The sequence below is a fragment of the Herbaspirillum frisingense GSF30 genome, assembly GCF_000300975.2.
GTDB classification, from domain to species: domain Bacteria; phylum Pseudomonadota; class Gammaproteobacteria; order Burkholderiales; family Burkholderiaceae_D; genus Herbaspirillum; species Herbaspirillum frisingense.
In genome coordinates this window covers 1-17,264 of record NZ_AEEC02000035.1, presented here as the reverse complement: position 1 = coordinate 17,264, position 17,264 = coordinate 1, and the positions used below count along the sequence as shown (strand labels likewise).

Annotated in this window: 14 protein-coding genes and 1 pseudogene; 1 reads left to right on the top strand and 14 read right to left on the bottom strand. The window is 64.1% G+C overall.

Going from position 1 to position 17,264, the window contains the following annotated elements; all coding sequences use genetic code 11:
* Nucleotides 1-33: 33 nt before the first annotated feature.
* The 4 genes from HFRIS_RS19640 to HFRIS_RS19625 form a co-directional block, all read right to left on the bottom strand.
* The gene (locus HFRIS_RS19640) at nt 34-792 is read right to left on the bottom strand and encodes an SGNH/GDSL hydrolase family protein (protein ID WP_006713176.1); all 759 of its coding nucleotides are present in this window, start codon (nt 790-792) and stop codon (nt 34-36) included.
* A gap of 12 nt (nt 793-804) precedes the next feature.
* Nucleotides 805-1,605, bottom strand: a complete 801-nt coding sequence (locus HFRIS_RS19635) for a DUF2272 domain-containing protein (protein WP_006713174.1) — start codon at nt 1,603-1,605, stop codon at nt 805-807.
* A gap of 166 nt (nt 1,606-1,771) precedes the next feature.
* A complete protein-coding gene (secA, locus tag HFRIS_RS19630) occupies nt 1,772-4,525 on the bottom strand; it encodes a preprotein translocase subunit SecA (RefSeq protein WP_006713173.1) in 2,754 nt (917 codons plus the stop codon).
* 244 nt (nt 4,526-4,769) lie between these two features.
* Nucleotides 4,770-5,747 (bottom strand): M23 family metallopeptidase, encoded by a 978-nt coding sequence (locus HFRIS_RS19625; RefSeq protein WP_006713171.1) that lies wholly within the window; start codon nt 5,745-5,747, stop codon nt 4,770-4,772.
* A 53-nt stretch (nt 5,748-5,800) separates the two neighbouring features.
* Between HFRIS_RS19625 and HFRIS_RS19620 the strand changes: the two genes are divergently transcribed.
* Nucleotides 5,801-6,355, top strand: a complete 555-nt coding sequence (locus tag HFRIS_RS19620; RefSeq protein ID WP_039876583.1) for a DciA family protein — start codon at nt 5,801-5,803, stop codon at nt 6,353-6,355.
* Between the two features lie 130 nt (nt 6,356-6,485).
* Here the strand turns inward: HFRIS_RS19620 and lpxC are convergent, their stop codons facing one another.
* From lpxC to HFRIS_RS19570, 10 genes and pseudogenes are all read right to left on the bottom strand, one after another.
* On the bottom strand, nt 6,486-7,421 hold the full coding sequence (gene lpxC, locus HFRIS_RS19615) for a UDP-3-O-acyl-N-acetylglucosamine deacetylase (protein ID WP_006713168.1): 936 nt from the start codon (nt 7,419-7,421) through the stop codon (nt 6,486-6,488).
* Nucleotides 7,422-7,600: 179 nt separating this feature from the next.
* Entirely contained in the window at nt 7,601-8,107 is a 507-nt protein-coding gene (locus tag HFRIS_RS19610) for a peroxiredoxin (RefSeq protein WP_006713165.1), read from the bottom strand.
* A gap of 182 nt (nt 8,108-8,289) precedes the next feature.
* A complete protein-coding gene (gene ftsZ / locus HFRIS_RS19605) occupies nt 8,290-9,477 on the bottom strand; it encodes a cell division protein FtsZ (protein WP_006713164.1) in 1,188 nt (395 codons plus the stop codon).
* Nucleotides 9,478-9,821: 344 nt separating this feature from the next.
* A pseudogene (gene ftsA, locus HFRIS_RS19600) lies at nt 9,822-11,058 on the bottom strand (cell division protein FtsA).
* Between the two features lie 10 nt (nt 11,059-11,068).
* A complete protein-coding gene (locus tag HFRIS_RS19595) occupies nt 11,069-11,839 on the bottom strand; it encodes a cell division protein FtsQ/DivIB (protein ID WP_006713162.1) in 771 nt (256 codons plus the stop codon).
* A gap of 30 nt (nt 11,840-11,869) precedes the next feature.
* Entirely contained in the window at nt 11,870-12,874 is a 1,005-nt protein-coding gene (locus tag HFRIS_RS19590; RefSeq protein ID WP_006713161.1) for a D-alanine--D-alanine ligase, read from the bottom strand.
* Nucleotides 12,871-14,298: a UDP-N-acetylmuramate--L-alanine ligase gene (murC, locus tag HFRIS_RS19585; RefSeq protein WP_006713158.1), complete on the bottom strand. Its 1,428-nt coding sequence runs from the start codon at nt 14,296-14,298 to the stop codon at nt 12,871-12,873. The genes HFRIS_RS19590 and murC overlap by 4 nt, the downstream gene beginning before the upstream one ends.
* Nucleotides 14,295-15,377 carry an undecaprenyldiphospho-muramoylpentapeptide beta-N-acetylglucosaminyltransferase gene (gene murG, locus HFRIS_RS19580; protein ID WP_006713156.1) on the bottom strand — a complete coding sequence of 361 codons (1,083 nt, stop codon included), beginning with the start codon at nt 15,375-15,377 and terminating at the stop codon, nt 14,295-14,297. The genes murC and murG overlap by 4 nt, the downstream gene beginning before the upstream one ends.
* Nucleotides 15,374-16,639 (bottom strand): putative lipid II flippase FtsW, encoded by a 1,266-nt coding sequence (gene ftsW / locus HFRIS_RS19575; RefSeq protein WP_006713154.1) that lies wholly within the window; start codon nt 16,637-16,639, stop codon nt 15,374-15,376. The genes murG and ftsW overlap by 4 nt, the downstream gene beginning before the upstream one ends.
* Nucleotides 16,636-17,264, bottom strand: a 629-nt coding sequence (locus HFRIS_RS19570; RefSeq protein WP_006713153.1) for a glutamate ligase domain-containing protein, incomplete at its 5' end; no start/stop codon positions are given. The genes ftsW and HFRIS_RS19570, both read right to left, overlap by 4 nt.

The following is a 17,264-nucleotide window of genomic DNA, read 5'->3' as shown; positions in this document are numbered from 1 at the left end:
CGAGCTTTCAGCGTAAAAATCGGAACGCGTATTTTAAACACTTTCCGTCACCGGCTGATGACGCAGGAAGCCGGTTTCGACGATCTCGGCGCACATCATTGCCCATTGGGCATACTGGCCGGGGCCGGGGTGGAAGCGGTCCAGCGCCATGTCGTGCGGCAGCGTCCATTGCAGCGAACAGTAGCGCAACGCCGGGTCGCGCCCTATCCAGGCGCGCAATGCGCCATCCAGCTTGCGGGCGCAGCGGCCCAGGTACCAGCGCAGCGGCTGCGGCGCCAACGGCAGCAGATGCATGGGGGGCAAGCCGGAAAAGACGATGTGTTCCACACCGGCCTGCGCCATCAGGCGCTCGCTCAGCTGGCGCAGGTTGGCGACATAACGGCGGGCCGACATCTGCGAGGTCACGTCATTGACGCCCAGCGCTACCACCAGCACGGTGGCCGGGCCGATCTCGTGACGCGTCAGCAGGTCCAGGGCTTCCAGCGAATTGACGCCGCTCTGCGCCACCAGTTGCCAGGCCACCGGCCGGCCGCTGCGGGTGGCGAGCTGGCGCGCTAGCGGCTGGGCCAGCGCCTGCTCCTGATGTTCCACACCGACACCGGCGGCCGAGGAATCCCCGACCACCAGCACCCGCAGCGGCGCGGTGGCAGCGCTGGCGCTGACATAGCTGGCCGGTATCTCCACGCCGCTGCGCGGGCCGCTGGCCTCGGGCAGGCGCAATGCGGTCTTGCGCAGGCGCCTGCCCTGCAGCAACAGCAGCGGTCCGAGCAGGATCTTGGCCAGGATCAACATGCGATGTGCCGATCAGGGCAGCAGGTTCTTGACCACCACCAGCCAGGGCCGCTGCGCGATCGGCTGCGCCCGGCCCTGGTCATCGACCGGAATCAGCGATTCGGACACCGAGTTGAAGACATTGCCGCCGATCACCCCGGCCCAGCCGTCCTCGGCATGGACTTCCACCACCATGTCGCAATGCCCTGCCAGGCCGGGGCGTATCTCGTCGATGGAGGTCGCATTGTTGTTGCCGCGTGGAGCGCAGATCAGGTCGCCGGGCGTGAGCGGTTCACTCTCGGGCGGGCGCAGCACGAATTGCGGCGAGGGACGCGACTGGCGGTCCTTGAGGAAGCTCAGGTAGTTGAAATGGGTTTCGTTGGGCGCGAAGTCCTGCGGCGCCACATTGCTGCTGACCATCAGCCAGGAAATGAAGGCCGCCGACCAGGCCTGCTGGCAGTCGGCACCGGTCAGGTTCTTGCCGACCGCATGCCAGTATTCGGCCACGCGCTGCACCGCCTCGCCTTCATCTTCCAGCAGGCCCAGGCGCGGCGCGCTGAAGGGATCGTGGCGCATGTCGATCTGCTGGTTGCCGAAGAAATCCCACTCGGCCCTGGCCGCCGCCACTAGCGCCGCGCGGGTGGGCGCGGCAGTGCTGATGGCCACCGCTGGCACGCCGGTGTTGGTGATGGGGATGGAGGGCGTGACCGGGGCATAGCCGGCGTTGTCGCTGTCGCGCCATTGCGGCAGCGGCGACGAGGCGCAGCCGGCCAGCAGCAGGGCTGCAGCCAGCGCGCCGCAAAGGGCGGGACGGAAAGACGTGGCGGATATCATCTTCTTGTTCTCCTGGAGGGCTGACAATCTGGCGGGGCCTGGCGGCCGGTGCGCTCATCATAAGGCCTGAAGCACAGCAGCGCGTAGCGACAGCCACCAGCAAAAAGGCCGTTCACCCGGGCGGGGGAACGGCCTTCTCTTCGACAGCGGGCGGACGATCAGGTGATCAGGCCAGCTTGCCGTGGCATTGCTTGTACTTCTTGCCGCTGCCGCATGGGCAGGGGTCGTTGCGACCGACCTTGGGGTACTCTGAACCATCGTCGCTGTCGGCCAGGGCCGTCGGCGCCAGCAGTTCCTCGGGCGCGGCTTCGGGATTGAAGTCGGCGTGCTGGTAGTTGACGTTGATGGGCGAGCCACCGGACATGCTTTCCTCGGCCGCTTCGATTTCCTCGCGGCTCTGGATGCGGACCGTCATGACCACCTTGATCACTTCGTTCTTGATCAGGTCCAGCATCTGGGCGAACAGTTCGAAGGCTTCGCGCTTGTATTCCTGCTTGGGGTTCTTCTGCGCATAACCACGCAGGTGGATACCCTGGCGCAGATGATCCAGCGCGGCCAGGTGTTCGCGCCAGTGGTTGTCGATGCTCTGCAGCATGACACTGCGCTCGAAACCGGCGAAGGCCTCCACGCCGACCACGGCGACCTTGGCGTCGTAGGCGTCCTTGGCAGCGGTCAGCAGGCGCTCCAGCAGGTCTTCGTCGGACAGATCGGGCTCGGCTGCCAGCATCGCTTCCAGCGAGACGTCGAGCTGCCATTCGCCGGTCAGCGCAGCTTGCAGGCCCGGGATGTCCCACTGCTCTTCCATCGACTCGGCCGGCACGTACTGGCGGAACAGGTCGGTGAAGACGCCATCGCGCAGGGAGGCGATCATCTCGGCCATTTCCACCGATTCCAGCAGCTCGTTACGCTGCTGGTAGATCACCTTGCGCTGGTCGTTGGCGACGTCGTCGTATTCCAGCAGTTGCTTGCGGATGTCGAAGTTGCGGGCTTCCACCTTGCGCTGGGCCGATTCGATGGAGCGGCTGACGATGCCGGCCTCGATCGGTTCGCCTTCGGGCATCTTCAGGCGGTCCATGATGGCGCGCACGCGGTCGCCAGCGAAGATGCGCAGCAGCGCATCGTCCAGCGACAGGTAGAAGCGCGAGGAACCCGGGTCGCCCTGGCGGCCGGAACGGCCACGCAACTGGTTGTCCACGCGACGCGATTCGTGACGTTCGGTACCGATGATGTGCAGGCCGCCGGCATTGACCACGTGGTCGTGCAGGGACTGCCATTCATCGCGCAGCTGCTGCGACCTGGCGGCCTTGTCGGCGTCCGACAGGGACTCGTCGGCCTCGATCAGCTGGATCTGCTTGCCCATGTTGCCACCCAGCACGATGTCGGTACCGCGACCGGCCATGTTGGTGGCGATGGTGATCATCTTGGGACGGCCGGCCTGGGCCACGATCTCGGCTTCGCGAGCGTGCTGCTTGGCGTTCAGGACGTTGTGCGGCAGCTTGGCCTTGGTCAGGATGCCCGACAGCAGTTCCGAGTTCTCGATCGAGGTGGTGCCCACCAGCACGGGCTGGCCGCGCTCGTAGCAGTCCTGGATGTCCTTGACCATCGCCATGTACTTCTCTTGCGCGGTCTTGTAGACCTGATCCTGGCGGTCCTTGCGGGCATTGGGACGGTTGGGCGGGATCACGACGGTTTCCAGGTGATAGATTTCCTGGAATTCGTAGGCTTCGGTATCGGCCGTGCCGGTCATGCCGGAGAGCTTGCCGTACATGCGGAAGTAGTTCTGGAAGGTGATCGAGGCCAGGGTCTGGTTCTCGTTCTGGATCTTCACGCCTTCCTTGGCTTCCACCGCCTGGTGCAGGCCGTCGGACCAGCGGCGGCCGGTCATGAGACGACCGGTGAATTCGTCCACGATCACCACTTCGCCGTTCTGCACCACATAGTGCTGGTCGCGGTGGTACAGGGTGTGGGCGCGCAGGGCGGCGTACAGGTGGTGGATCAGGGTGATGTTGGCGGCGTCGTAGAGCGAGGCGCCTTCAGCCAGCAAGCCCATCTGGGTGAGGATTTCCTCGGCCTTGTCGTGACCGGCTTCGGTCAGCAGCACCTGGTGGCTCTTCTCATCCTTGGTGTAGTCACCCGGGACTTCGATCTTGCCCTTGCCGTCGGGGGTTTCCTCGCCGATCTGCAGCGTCAGCAGCGGCGGCACGGCGTTCATCTTGTGGTACAGCTCGGTGTGGTTCTCGGCCTGGCCGGAGATGATCAGCGGGGTACGCGCTTCGTCGATCAGGATCGAGTCCACTTCGTCGACGATGGCGAAGTTCAGGGCGCGCTGCACGCGGTCGTCGGCATCGAAGACCATGTTGTCGCGCAGGTAGTCGAAGCCGAATTCGTTGTTGGTGCCGTAGGTGATGTCGGCGGCATAGGCCTCCTGCTTGACGTCGTGTTCCATCTGCGACAGGTTCACGCCGGTGGTCAGGCCCAGCCAGCTGTACAGGCGACCCATGTCCTCGGCATCGCGCTGGGCCAGGTAGTCGTTGACGGTCACCACGTGCACGCCCTTGCCGGCCAGGGCATTGAGGTAGGCCGGCAGGGTCGCCATCAGGGTCTTGCCTTCGCCGGTACGCATTTCGGCGATCTTGCCGAAGTGCAGGGCCATGCCACCGATCAGCTGGACATCGAAGTGGCGCATCTTGAGCACGCGACGGCTGGCTTCGCGGCAGACCGCAAAGGCTTCCGGCAGGATCGCGTCGAGCGCTTCACCGCCGGCGATGCGTTGCTTGAATTCGGGCGTCTTGGCTTGCAGTTCAGCATCGGTCAGCTTCTCGACCGAGGGCTCCAGCGCGTTAATCTGGCGGACGATTTTTTGATATTGTTTGAGCAGACGCTGGTTACGGCTGCCGAAAATCTTGGTCAGGAATGACATGCTTGGATTCTATAAAAGCGCCGATGAATGATCCGGCAGATAGACGTTTGGCACCCGGCCGTGGGGTTCCGGCCGACAACGCCCGAAAATAAACCATGGATTTTAGCACGCAGGCCCGCGCCAATGGCTTTACGGCCCGGCCCGGGGCGGTAAAGCCTTAGATCGGGCAGGTTTGCAAGGTTTCAAGGTGGAAGGGGCGCGTGAAGAAATATTCATGCCGGCGCGCCCGGCCGGAGGCCAGGGCTCAGCGACCGGCCACGAACACCGGCATCTGCTTGGGCTGGTTGCCACCATTGGCGCCCAGCGCCAGGAACTTGCGCGGGTCCTGGGCGATACCACGGATGCGCACCTCGAAATGCAGGTGGGCGCCAGTGGAACGGCCGGTGGAGCCAACATCGGCCACATGCTGGCCGCGCTTGACGATGTCACCCACCTTCACATAAAGGCGCGAGGCGTGGGCGTAACGGGTGATGATGTTGTTGCCGTGGTCGATTTCCAGCATGTTGCCAAACTGGTAATGATATTCCGAGGCAATCACCACGCCGGCCGCCGCAGCGACGATGCGCGTACCGACCGCAGCGGGGAAGTCCAGGCCTTCATGGAAGGCGTTGTGGCCGGTGAAAGGATCCAGGCGCCAGCCGAAGCTGGACGAATTGTAGGCGACGTTGACCGGCTGGTTGGTCGGCAACAGGCGCGACTTGATCTTGTCACCCATCAGGGTGGATTCGACGGCGTTGAGGTAATCGGTGCGATGCCCGGCATCCACGGCCAGGTTGTCCAGCATGCGGCGCAACTCGTCCAGGCCGACATCGCGGCCCGGACCGGCCAGGCTGGAGACTTCGGCGCCACCGCGACCGGGCGACTCCTTGAAGTTGAATTCCTCGGGACGGATGCCGGCCAGGCCCTGCACCCGCTCGCCCAGCGCATCCAGGCGCATCATCTGGGCCTGCATCTCGCCGACCTTGACGGCCATCATGGCCAGGTTTTCCTTGAGGAATTTTTCGTTGCGGCCGTCCTCTTCCTGGCTCATCGATACCGCCAGCTTGTGCAGCAGCGGGGAGGCATCGGGGTCTCCGGCCTGGCGCAGCAGGAAGTAGGTGATCAGTGTCGAGGAGCCGGCGATCAGGCCGACCAGCAGGAACATCAGGATGAACAGGTGCTTGCTGCCCAGCGTGACGGAACGGGCTTTGGTGAAACGGGGGTGCAGCAGGATAATTTGCATCTTTGCTCCTTGGTCTCCGGCCGGTCAGACACCGGATGTGATAAGGTTTAAAGATGAAGTACCCATCTACGTTCACCCCTTATCGGCCTGCCCCCACGAGCGCCCAACGCATGGCGAAGAGCACGAAGGGAGCCGCGGATTTCTTGCGGTCGAATTCGACGATGGCGGCGCTCTTGCCCGCCCTGGCTCGCATGGGCACGCTGCAGCAGTCGGTCGCCGCGTCGTTGCCGGCGATGTTTGCCGCGTGTCAGATCTTGCAGTTCGAAGCTGGCGTGCTGGTCATGAGCGCGCCCAATGCAGCGCTGGCGGCCCGGTTGAAGCAGCAAACCCCGAGGCTGCAGGACCGCCTGCTGAAGGACGGATGGCAGGTTAATTCAATCCGAATCAAAGTGCAAGTTGGCAAAACTGCCCCTCCGCCTCCGCCCAAACGGGTGCTGGAGCTGACCGAGGGCGCCCTCTCCTCCTTCGCCGAGCTCAGCAGTACGCTGGCCAGCGACCCCCGCAGTCAAGGTCTGAAGGATGCGATCGATGCCATGATACGGCGTCGTGACGGGCGCAGATCGTCCAAGCAGGCAGGGGAATCGTCGCCATTTCCCGAGGGAAGCTAGACCCGCCCGCCCCTGTCCTGATAAAAGATTTACAAGATTTTTTACCAGCCCACTCTGCAGCGCCAAAAAGAAACACCCCGGTCCAGGCCGGGGCGTCTGCATTCAGGGCTGCTGCTGTGCGGTTAAGCGATCAGTTCAGCGCCCACTCCTGCTTGGCCTGCATGACGTAGGTCTGCGGCGCCTGTTCCAGCTTGTCGAAGCTGACGATTTCATAGGCGTCGGGTTGCGACAGCAGTTCGCGCAGCAACAGGTTGTTCAGTCCGTGGCCGGACTTGTGGGCGTCGTAGCTGGCCAGCAAGGGATGGCCGATGATGTAGAGGTCGCCGATGGCGTCCAGGATCTTGTGGCGCACGAACTCGTTGTCGTAGCGCAGGCCATCGGCGTTGAGGATGCGGTATTCGTCCATGACGATGGCGTTCTCGAACGAACCGCCCCGCGCCAGGCCCATCCCGCGCAGGGTTTCGACGTCCTGCATGAAACCGAAGGTACGCGCGCGGGCGATTTCCTTGACGTAGGAGTCGATGCCGAAATCGACCTCGGCGACCTGGCCGGTGCCATCCACGGCCGGGTGGTTGAATTCGATGAAGAACTTCAGGCGGAAGCCGTCATAGGGTTCCAGGCGCGCCCATTTTTCCTTGTCACCGCTGCCTTCGCGCACTTCCACCGGCTTCTTGACGCGGATGAATTTCTTGGCCGCATTCTGTTCCTGCAGGCCGGCCTGCTGCAGCAGGAAGACGAAGGACGAGGCCGAGCCATCCATGATGGGGATTTCTTCGGCGGTCAGATCGATATACAGGTTGTCTATGCCCAGGCCGGCGCAGGCCGACAGCAGATGTTCGACGGTGGAAACCTTGGCGCCATCCTTGGTCAGGGTCGAGGCCATGCGGGTGTCGCCCACGCCAGTGGCCATCATCGGCAGCTCGACCACCGGGTCCAGGTCGACGCGACGGAAGATGATGCCGGTGTCGGGCGCGGCCGGGCGCAGGGTCAGCTCGACCTTGGTGCCGGAGTGCAGACCGACGCCCGTGGTCTTGACCAGATTCTTGATTGTGCGCTGTTTCAACATCCGGCCATTATAGCCAAGATGCCCTCCCCCCGCCCCGCCACGGCGCGGCTTTGTTGCAAATCGTTCCCATCTGCAAAGACCCGCCGGTGTGGTCTCGCAACGACTTCTTGCAGGACTTGCCATTTCCACAAAGCAAAACGGCATGCCGCAGCATGCCGTTGCAGGATTCCCGGAGGAAATCAGCCAAGTTGGCCCAGCAGGGTCTCGGCGTTGGACACCTCGAACTTGCCCGGTGCTTCCAGGTTCAGCTGCTTGACCACGCCATCTTCGAGCAGCATCGAATAGCGCTGCGAACGCACGCCCATGTTGCGTTCGGTCAGGTCGAACTCCATGCCCAGTGCCTTGGTGAAGGTAGCGCTGCCGTCGCCGAACATGCGCACGATGCCGGTGGCCTTCTGGTCGCGGCCCCAGGCGCCCATGACGAAGGCGTCGTTGACCGAAAGGCACCAGATCTCGTCCACACCCTTGGCCTTGAACTGATCCGCCAGGGCGATGTAGCCCGGCACGTGCTTGGCCGAACAGGTCGGGGTGAAGGCGCCGGGCAGGGCGAACAGGGCAATCTTCTTGCCCTTGACCAGGTCGGACACCTTGAAGGCGTTGGGGCCCAGGCTGCAGCCTTCGGTCTCGGTCTCGATGAATTCGGTCAGGGTGCCTTCGGGCAGGCGGTCGCCGATCTTGATGGTCATGGTGTTTCCTCGTCTGGTTGTATAAGTGATCTAGGTGATGAATCTGGCCCGATTGATCGATCGGACAGATGAGTTGCCCGCAGGCGACGCACGAAAAAACGCCGCGCACCAGGCGCGGCGTTAGTATGCCTCGGAACCGGCCGGCCTGCTTCGACTGCGCAGGTCAGCGGCGAACACCCGACTCAGTCCGCCTGCTTGCGCAGGAAGGCCGGGATGTCGTAGGTTTCCATGCCGTTCTTTTCCAGCGCGCGCACGGTGTCGGAAGCCGACTCGCGACGCCACACGGCCGGGGCCTTCAGGCCACCGAAGGCCGCAGCCGGTTGCGCTGCGCCTTGCGGCATGACGCCACCGACGGCCATCATCGGTTCGTTGTGGGTACCGGTACGCATGACCGGGGTCTGCACCAGTTGCACGGCCTTGCGGGCACGGCCCAGGCCGGTGGCCACCACGGTGACGCGGATCTCGTCGCCCATGCTGTCGTCGTAGGCGATACCCTGGGCGATGGAAGCGTCAGGGGCAGCGAAGGCACGCACGGTCGCCATCACTTCCTTGATTTCCTTACCCTTCAGGCCACGGCTGGCGGTCACGTTGACCAGCACGCCGCGGGCGCCCGACAGGTCGATGCCATCCAGCAGCGGCGAGGCCACAGCCTGCTCGGCGGCCACGCGGGCGCGGTCCACGCCGGCAGCGGTGGCGGTACCCATCATGGCCTTGCCCTGCTCGCCCATGATGGTCTTGACGTCGTTGAAGTCGACGTTGATGTGACCCGGGACATTGATGATCTCGGCGATACCGGCCACGGCGTTGTTGAGCACGTCGTCAGCATGGGACAGCCATTCGATCATGCTGTCGTCTTCGTAGATCTCTTCCAGCTTTTCATTGAGGATGATGATCAGCGAATCGACGTGCTGGGTCAGCTCTTCCAGACCGGCGTCGGCGATGTCCATGCACTTCTGGCCTTCGTAGGAGAACGGCTTGGAGACCACGGCTACGGTCAGCGCGCCCAGCGACTTGGCCACCTGCGCCACCACCGGTGCAGCACCCGTGCCGGTGCCGCCACCCATGCCGGCGGCGATGAAGACCATGTGCGCACCGCGCAGGGAATCTTCGATGCGGGCACGGGTTTCCTCGGCCAGACGGCGCCCGACGTCAGGCTGCATGCCGGCGCCCAGACCGGTATCACCAATCTGGATGACGTTATGCGCCTTGGATTGCTTGAGCGCCTGGGCATCCGTGTTGGCGGCGATGAATTCGACGCCAGAGACACCCTTGTTAATCATGTGCTGCACGGCATTGCCGCCAGCACCGCCAACGCCAACGACCTTGATGATCGTCCCCAGCGTCGCATTGTCGACCATATCGATTTCCATGATGACTCCTTTAAATATATGTGTCCTGCAGCTGGCAGTTGATAGGCATCACGCGGTGTGACGACTAGCAACTGATCACTGCTGTCTATACGTTCAATTCCCTGTTGTTGCTGCTTTAACTTTTGAAACCAATACTGCCGATGCCACGAATGCTACGAATGCTACGAATGAATGTCGCGAGTCATGCCTGCTACCGCTATCCCAACAAAACCGTCCTGCCCATCTGCTGGCGTCCCGTCCATGTCGACTGCCTGAACCCTACAGCCGTTACGCCAGCGCCCACCAATGCTTTTACATCCTGATGCATTCCACAGCCCGCCCGTATAGCCCGCGGGACGCGGTCCTCAGAAGTTGCCGAGGAACCATTCCTTCATGCGCTGCCAGACCGCCTTCACCGAGCCTTCCTGGCGGGTCACGATGTAGCCGCGCAGGTATTGCTTCTTGGCTTCCTGCAGCAGGCCCAGGACGGTCGAGTAGCGCGGGCTGCGCACCACGTCGGCCAGCTGGCCGCTGTATTCGGGAGTCCCCAGGCGGGCCGGCTTCAAGAAGATGTCCTCGGCCAGTTCGGTCATGCCCGGCATCATCGCCGAGCCGCCGGTGAGGACGATGCCGGAGGACAGCACCTCTTCGTAACCCGACTCGCGCACCACCTGGTGCACCAGCGCGAACAGCTCTTCCACACGCGGCTCGATGACCGCCGCCAGCGCCTGACGCGACAGCGTGCGCGGATTGCGGTCGCCCAGGCCCGGCACTTCCAGGGTCTCGGTCGGATCAGCCAGGATCTGCTTGGCCACGCCATAACGCAGCTTGATCTCTTCGGCCTCCAGCGTCGGCGTGCGCAGGGCCATGGCGATGTCGTTGGTGATCTGGTCGCCGGCAATCGGAATCACCGCGGTGTGCCGGATCGCGCCTTCGGTGAACACCGCCACGTCGGTGGTGCCGCCGCCGATATCGACCAGCACCACGCCCAGCTCGCGCTCGTCGGTGGTCAGCACCGAATCGGCCGAGGCCATCGGTTGCAGGATCAGGTCCGATACTTCCAAACCGCAGCGGCGCACGCACTTGACGATGTTCTGGACGGCCGAGACGGCGCCGGTGACGATGTGGACCTTCACTTCCAGGCGGATGCCGCTCATGCCGATGGGCTCACGGACATCTTCCTGGTTGTCGACGATGAATTCCTGCGGCACCGTGTGCAGCAATTGCTGGTCGGTCGGGATGTTGACCGCCTTGGCAGTCTCGATCACGCACGCGGGAGACGTCGGCCGCCGTGACTTCCTTGTCCTTGATGGCCACCATGCCGCTGGAGTTGAAGCTGCGGATGTGGCTGCCGGCAATGCCGGTATAGACATTGCGGATCTTGCAGTCGGCCATCAGCTCGGCCTCTTCCAGGGCGCGCTGGATGGATTCGACGGTGGCTTCGATATTGACCACCACCCCCTTCTTGAGCCCCTTGGATTCGGACTGGCCCAGCCCGATCACTTCGTGGCGGCCGTCGGGCAGCACCTCGGCCACCACCGCCACCACTTTCGAGGTGCCGATGTCCAGGCCGACGATCAGATTTTTTGCGTCTTTTGTCATAGCGTTCCGCTTATTTCTTTTTCCCGTTCATTGCCGCCAGCACCATGCCATCCGCCTTCAACGCCATCCCGTTGGGATAGCGCAAGTCGACACTTTCTATCTTGCCCTGCAATCTTTCCAGCAGTTGCGGATACACCGCCACCAGCCTTGCCACACGTTCCTTCAGGACCGCATCGCCCTGATCACGCCCCAGTTCGACCGTCATGCCGTTGTCCAGGCGCACCGTCCAGGCATAGCGATTGGACAGCACCAGCGACTCCGGCTCCAGCTTGATCGGTGCGAACCACTGGCGGAACAGCGCCAGCCGCGCCACTACCTGCTGCTCGCTGCCGGGCGGGCCATCGAATTCCAGCAGGTCACCGTCGTCCTCGGCCTCGGCCAGGTTGGCGGTAAACACATCGCCCTTCTGCGACAACAACTTGCCATCTTCACCCCAGGTACCCAGGGCCTTGTGTTCCTCGATCTTCACCACCAGCCGGTCCGGCCATTCGCGCCGCACCATGGCCTTGCGCACCCAGGGCACGGCCTCGAAGGCCGCCCGCACCGCCGTCAGGTCGGCGGTGAAGAAATTGCCGTGGATGCGCGGCACCGCCGTCGCCCGCACCGTCAACGCATTGACCTTTTCCAGCGGCAACTCGCCGGCGGACTCGATACGTATCGTGTGCAGCGTAAACATCGGCCGCTGCGCCACCCACCACAAACCGGATGCCACCAGGGCCAGCAGCACCAGCGCAATGAGCGCACTGCTGATGGCGTTGAGCATCTTGACGTCCTGCCACATCGACGCGCGCGCTCCCTTAGACCCGAACCATCACGACTGGCCCGCCTGCGGCGTCCAATCCTTGGAAGGCGTCATGTCCAGCGCCGCCATCTGCAGGATTTCGCAACACAGGTCCTCATAGCTCATGCCCACCGCCTTGGCCGCCATCGGCACCAGCGAATGACCGGTCATGCCGGGCGAGGTGTTGATTTCCAGCAGATAGGGTTCGGCCTTGCCATCGGTCTCGCGCAACATGAAATCGACCCGGCTCCAGCCGCGGCAACCCAGCGCATTGAAAGCCTGTACCGCCAGATCACGCAGATGGCGCGTCAGTTCCTCGTCAAGCGGGGCCGGACACAAATATTTCGTGTCATCGGTGAAATACTTGTTCTGGTAATCATAGTTACCCTCCGGTGCGCGGATCTCGATGACCGGCAAGGCACGCGCCTCACGGCCCGTTCCCAGCACCGGCACGGTCAACTCGCGGCCGCGGATGAATTCTTCGGCCAGCACCACGCTGTCGTAGCGGGCGCACAGGTCGAAGCCTTCCTGCATGTCCGAATAGCCGTTGACCTTGGCGATGCCGATGGTCGAGCCTTCGTGCGGGGCCTTGAGCATCAGCGGCAGGCCCAGTTCGTCCGGCACCAGGCGCAGCTGCTCGCGGTTGGTGGCCTTGGCGTCCAGCGTCAGGAAGCGCGGCGTGGGCAGGCCGTGCGAGAGCCAGATGCGCTTGGTCATGACCTTGTCCATGGCGATGCTCGAAGCCATCACACCGGGGCCGGTATAGGGCAGGCCCATCTGTTCCAGCGCACCCTGCAGGGTGCCGTCTTCGCCATAGCGGCCATGCAGGGCGATGAAGACACGATCGAACTTCTCGGCCTGCAGTTCGCCCAGCGAGCGCACGGCAGGGTCGAAGGGGTGCGCATCCACGCCCTTGCTGCGCAGGGCCTGCAGCACGCCATTGCCCGACATCATCGACACTTCACGTTCGGCCGAACGGCCGCCGAAGAGCACGCCGACGCGGCCGAAGGCCTTGATCTGGTCCTGGCTGATCATGCGCCCCCCTGTTCGTTCTTGCCACCGGCCTGTGCCACCAGGCGCGCCGGTACGGCGGAAATCGATCCCGCACCCATAGTCATGACCACATCGCCATCGCGTACCACGTTGCGGATGGTCTCCGGCATGTCGCCGATGTCATCGACGAATACCGGCTCCACCTTGCCGGCAGCACGCAGGGCATGCGCCAGCGAGCGGCCGTCGGCGGCCACGATGGGCGATTCACCGGCCGCATAGACCTCACCCAGCACCAGCACGTCCGGCGAAGACAGCACCTTGACGAAGTCCTCGAAAAGATCGCGGGTGCGGGTATAGCGGTGCGGCTGGAAGGCCAGCACCAGGCGGCGGCCCGGATAGGCGCCACGGGCGGCGGCGATGGTGGCGGCGGTTTCGACCGGATGGTGACCGTAGTCGTCCACCAGCGTGAAGTGGCCGGCCGGCTTGCCCTGGGCATCGGTGATCGGCACTTCGCCGTAGCGGGTGAAGCGGCGACCGACGCCATTGAATTCGGTCAGCGCCTTCTGGGTGGCGGCGTCATCCACGTCCAGCTCGCGGGCAATGGCGATGGCGGCGCAGGCGTTCTGCACGTTGTGCATGCCGGGCTGGTTCAGGCTCACCTGCATGGGTGCATAGCCGTCCTGGATCACGGTGAATTCCATCTTGCCGTCCACCGCCTTGGCGTCGATGGCACGCACATCGGCATCTTCATGGAAACCATAGGTGAGGATGGGCTTGGAGACCATCGGCATGATCTCACGCACATGCGGATCATCCAGGCACAGCACGGCCACGCCGTAGAACGGCAGGCGCTGGGTGAATTCGACGAAGGCCTGCTTCAGACGCGCGAAGTCATGGTTGTAGGTCTCCATGTGATCGGCGTCGATGTTGGTGATCACCTCGATGACCGGCATCAGGTTCAGGAACGAGGCATCGGACTCGTCGGCCTCGGCCACGATGAATTCCCCGGTACCCAGCTTGGCATTGGCGCCGGCACTGGTGAGACGACCGCCGATGACGAAGGTGGGGTCCAGCCCGCCCTGCGCCAGCACGCTGGCCACCAGGCTGGTGGTGGTGGTCTTGCCGTGGGTGCCGGCGATGGCGATGCCCTTCTTCAGGCGCATCAGCTCGCCCAGCATCACCGCACGCGGCACGATGGGGATGTGTTTCTTGCGCGCTGCCAGCACTTCCGGATTGTCGCCCTTGACGGCGGTGGAAGTGACGAGGGCGTCGGCGCCCTCGATGTTCTCGGCCGCATGGCCGTAGCGGATGCAGGCACCCAGTTGCGCCAGGCGCTGGGTGGCGGCGTTGCTGCCCAGATCGGAGCCGGAGACGCCATAGCCCAGGTTCAGCAGAACCTCGGCGATGCCGCTCATCCCGGAGCCGCCGATACCGACGAAGTGGATGTTCTTGACGCGATGCTTCATGGTGTTACCAGTCCTTCCAGCACGCGCGCGATTGCCTCGTTGGCATCGCGCCGGCCTTGTTCGTATGCCGCCTGCGCCATTTCATGGCATGCAGCGCGGTCCAGTTTCTGCAGCAAACCGGCCAGGTGTTCCGGCGTCAGTTCGCGTTGGGGCAGGTGGATCGCCGCCTTGTTGGCAGCCATCCACCTGGCGTTGTCGATCTGGTGCGAGGTCGTCGAGACCGCCAGCGGTACCAGCACGCTGGCCACGCCAGCGGCGGTCAGCTCGGAGACCGTGATCGCGCCGGCGCGGCAGATCACCAGATCGGCCTCGGCGTAGCGACGCGGCATGTCGTCGATGAAATCGAGCACCTCGGCCTGTACACCGGCAGCGTCATAGGCCGCGCGCAGCGCGACGATATGCTGCTTGCCGGACTGATGCGTGACTTGCGGGCGCAACTCGGCAGGCAGCCGGGCCAGTGCGGCAGGCACGTTGTCGTTCAGTACCTTGGCACCCAGGCTGCCACCCACCACCAGGATCTTCAGCGGGCCGGTGCGCGCGGCATAACGCTCGCCCGGTTGCGGCAGGGCGATGATTTCCTTGCGCACCGGATTGCCGGTGACCTCGGCCTTGCCGGCCGCCCGGCCGAAATCGGCGGGGAAACCGAACAGCACCTTGTCGGCCAGCGGCGTCAAGGTCTTGTTGGACAGCAGCAGCGCCGCGTCGGCATTGACCAGCACCAGCGGCTTGCCGCGCAGGCGCGCCATCGCACCACCCGGCACGGTGACGTAGCCCCCCATGCCCAGCACCACGTCCGGGCGACGCTGACCGAGGATGCTGAAGCAATGGAAGAAGCTGGCCGCCAGGCGCCACACGCCCTTGACCGTATGCATCAGGCCCTTGCCGCGCAGACCGGCGAAGACGATGCTGTCCATCTCCACGCCGTGGCGCGGCACCAGATCGCGCTCCATGCCGTGGGTGGTACCCAGCCAGGATACCTGCCAGCCACGCGCGCGCATGGTCTCGGCAATGGCCAGGCCGGGGAAGATATGACCACCGGTCCCGGCCGCCATGATCAGCAACTTGCGCGGCGCGCTCATAGGCGACCTCCGCGCATCAGGACCCGGTTTTCGTAATCGATGCGCAACAGGATGGCCAGGCCGACGCAGTTCAACAGCACGCCCGATCCCCCGTAGCTCATCAGCGGCAAGGTCAGGCCCTTGGTGGGCAAGAGACCCAGGTTCACGCCCATGTTGATGAAAGCCTGCACGCCCAGCCAGATGCCGATGCCCTTGGCCACCAGGCCGGCAAAGGTCAGGTCCAGCGCGATGGCCTGGCGGCCGATCTCGAAGGCGTGCTTGACCAGCCAGTAGAACAGCAGCACCACCACCAGCACGCCGACGAAACCGAGTTCCTCGCCGATCACCGCCAGCAGGAAGTCGGTGTGCGCCTCCGGCAGGTAATGCAATTTTTCCACGCTGCTGCCCAGGCCCACGCCGAACAGCTCGCCCCGCCCGAAGGCGATCAGCGAGTGCGACAGCTGGTAGGCCTTGCCCAGTGCATTTTCTTCTTCCCAGGGATTGAGGTAGGCGAAGATGCGCTCGCGCCGCCAGGGCGAGGTCACGATGACCAGCGAGAACACGCCCACCAGCGTGGCGCCGATGCCGCCGAACCAGACACCATTGATACCGCCCAGGAACAGGATGCCCATGGCGATGCAGACGATCACGCCGAATGCACCCAGGTCGGGTTCCAGCAGCAGCAACAGACCCACTAGGCCGACGGCCGCGGCCATCGGGAAGAAACCCTTGACCAGCTTGTGCATCACCGCCTGCTTGCGCACCGTGTAGTCGGCCGCATAGAGGACGATGAACAGCTTCATCAGTTCGGAAGGCTGCAGGTTGATGATCTTCAGCGAGAGCCAGCGCTTGGCGCCGTTGACGCCCTTGCCCACGCCCGGCACCAGCACCATCAGCAGCAGGATCAGGGTGATGCCGAACAGGTAGGGTGCCCACTTCTGCCAGGTCTCGATACGCACGCGGAAGGCCAGCGCGCCAGCGATGATGGAGACCACGATGAAGATCGCCTGGCGGATCAGGAAGTGGTAATTCGAATAGGACGCGTACTTGGGCGAATCCGGCAAGGCCACCGAGGCCGAATACACCATCACCATGCCGAACAGCATCAGCAGCAAGACCACCCAGATCAGCGGCTGGTCGTATTCCATCATGCGCGAACGCTGCTCCAGACCGATGCTGCCCGATGCGCTGCCACGACCGGCACGGACCCGGCCGGCTGCTACCGGCGCAGCCTCCTTGAGGCCACCCAGCAAGCTGCGCATCGAGGACAGGTTCAGTTTCATGCCAGTACCTCGCCACGCGAGAGCGCCAGCTCACGCACCGCATCCACGAAGACCTCGGCACGATGGGCGTAGTTGCGGAACATGTCCAGGCTGGCGCAGGCCGGGGACAGCAGCACGATGTCGCCGGCGCGCGCGATCTCGCCAGCTTTTTCGACGGCCGCTTCCAGGCTGGCGCAATCGATCAGATCGACACCGCTGTCGGCCAGCGCTGCCCGGATGGCGGGGGCGTCACGGCCGATCAGCAGTACGGCGCGGGCATATTTCTGCACCGGCAGGTCCAGCGGCGAAAAGTCCTGGCCCTTGCCATCGCCACCGGCGATCAGCACGATGCGGTTCGGACGACCACCCAGGCCCAGTCCGTTCAGGGCCGCCACGGTGGCGCCGACATTGGTGCCCTTGCTGTCGTCGTAGTAATCCACTTCCTGGATCACGCCGACCAGCTCCACCCGGTGCGGCTCGCCGGTGTAGTCGCGCAGGCCGTGCAGTAGCGGCGCCATCGGCAGGTCGATGGCGCGGCACAGGGCCAGCGCGGCCAGTGCATTCATGGCGTTGTGGGCGCCGCGGATCTTGAGGGCATCAGCCGGCATCAGGCGCTTCAGGGTGACCGGCGGCGGCAGCATGTCCT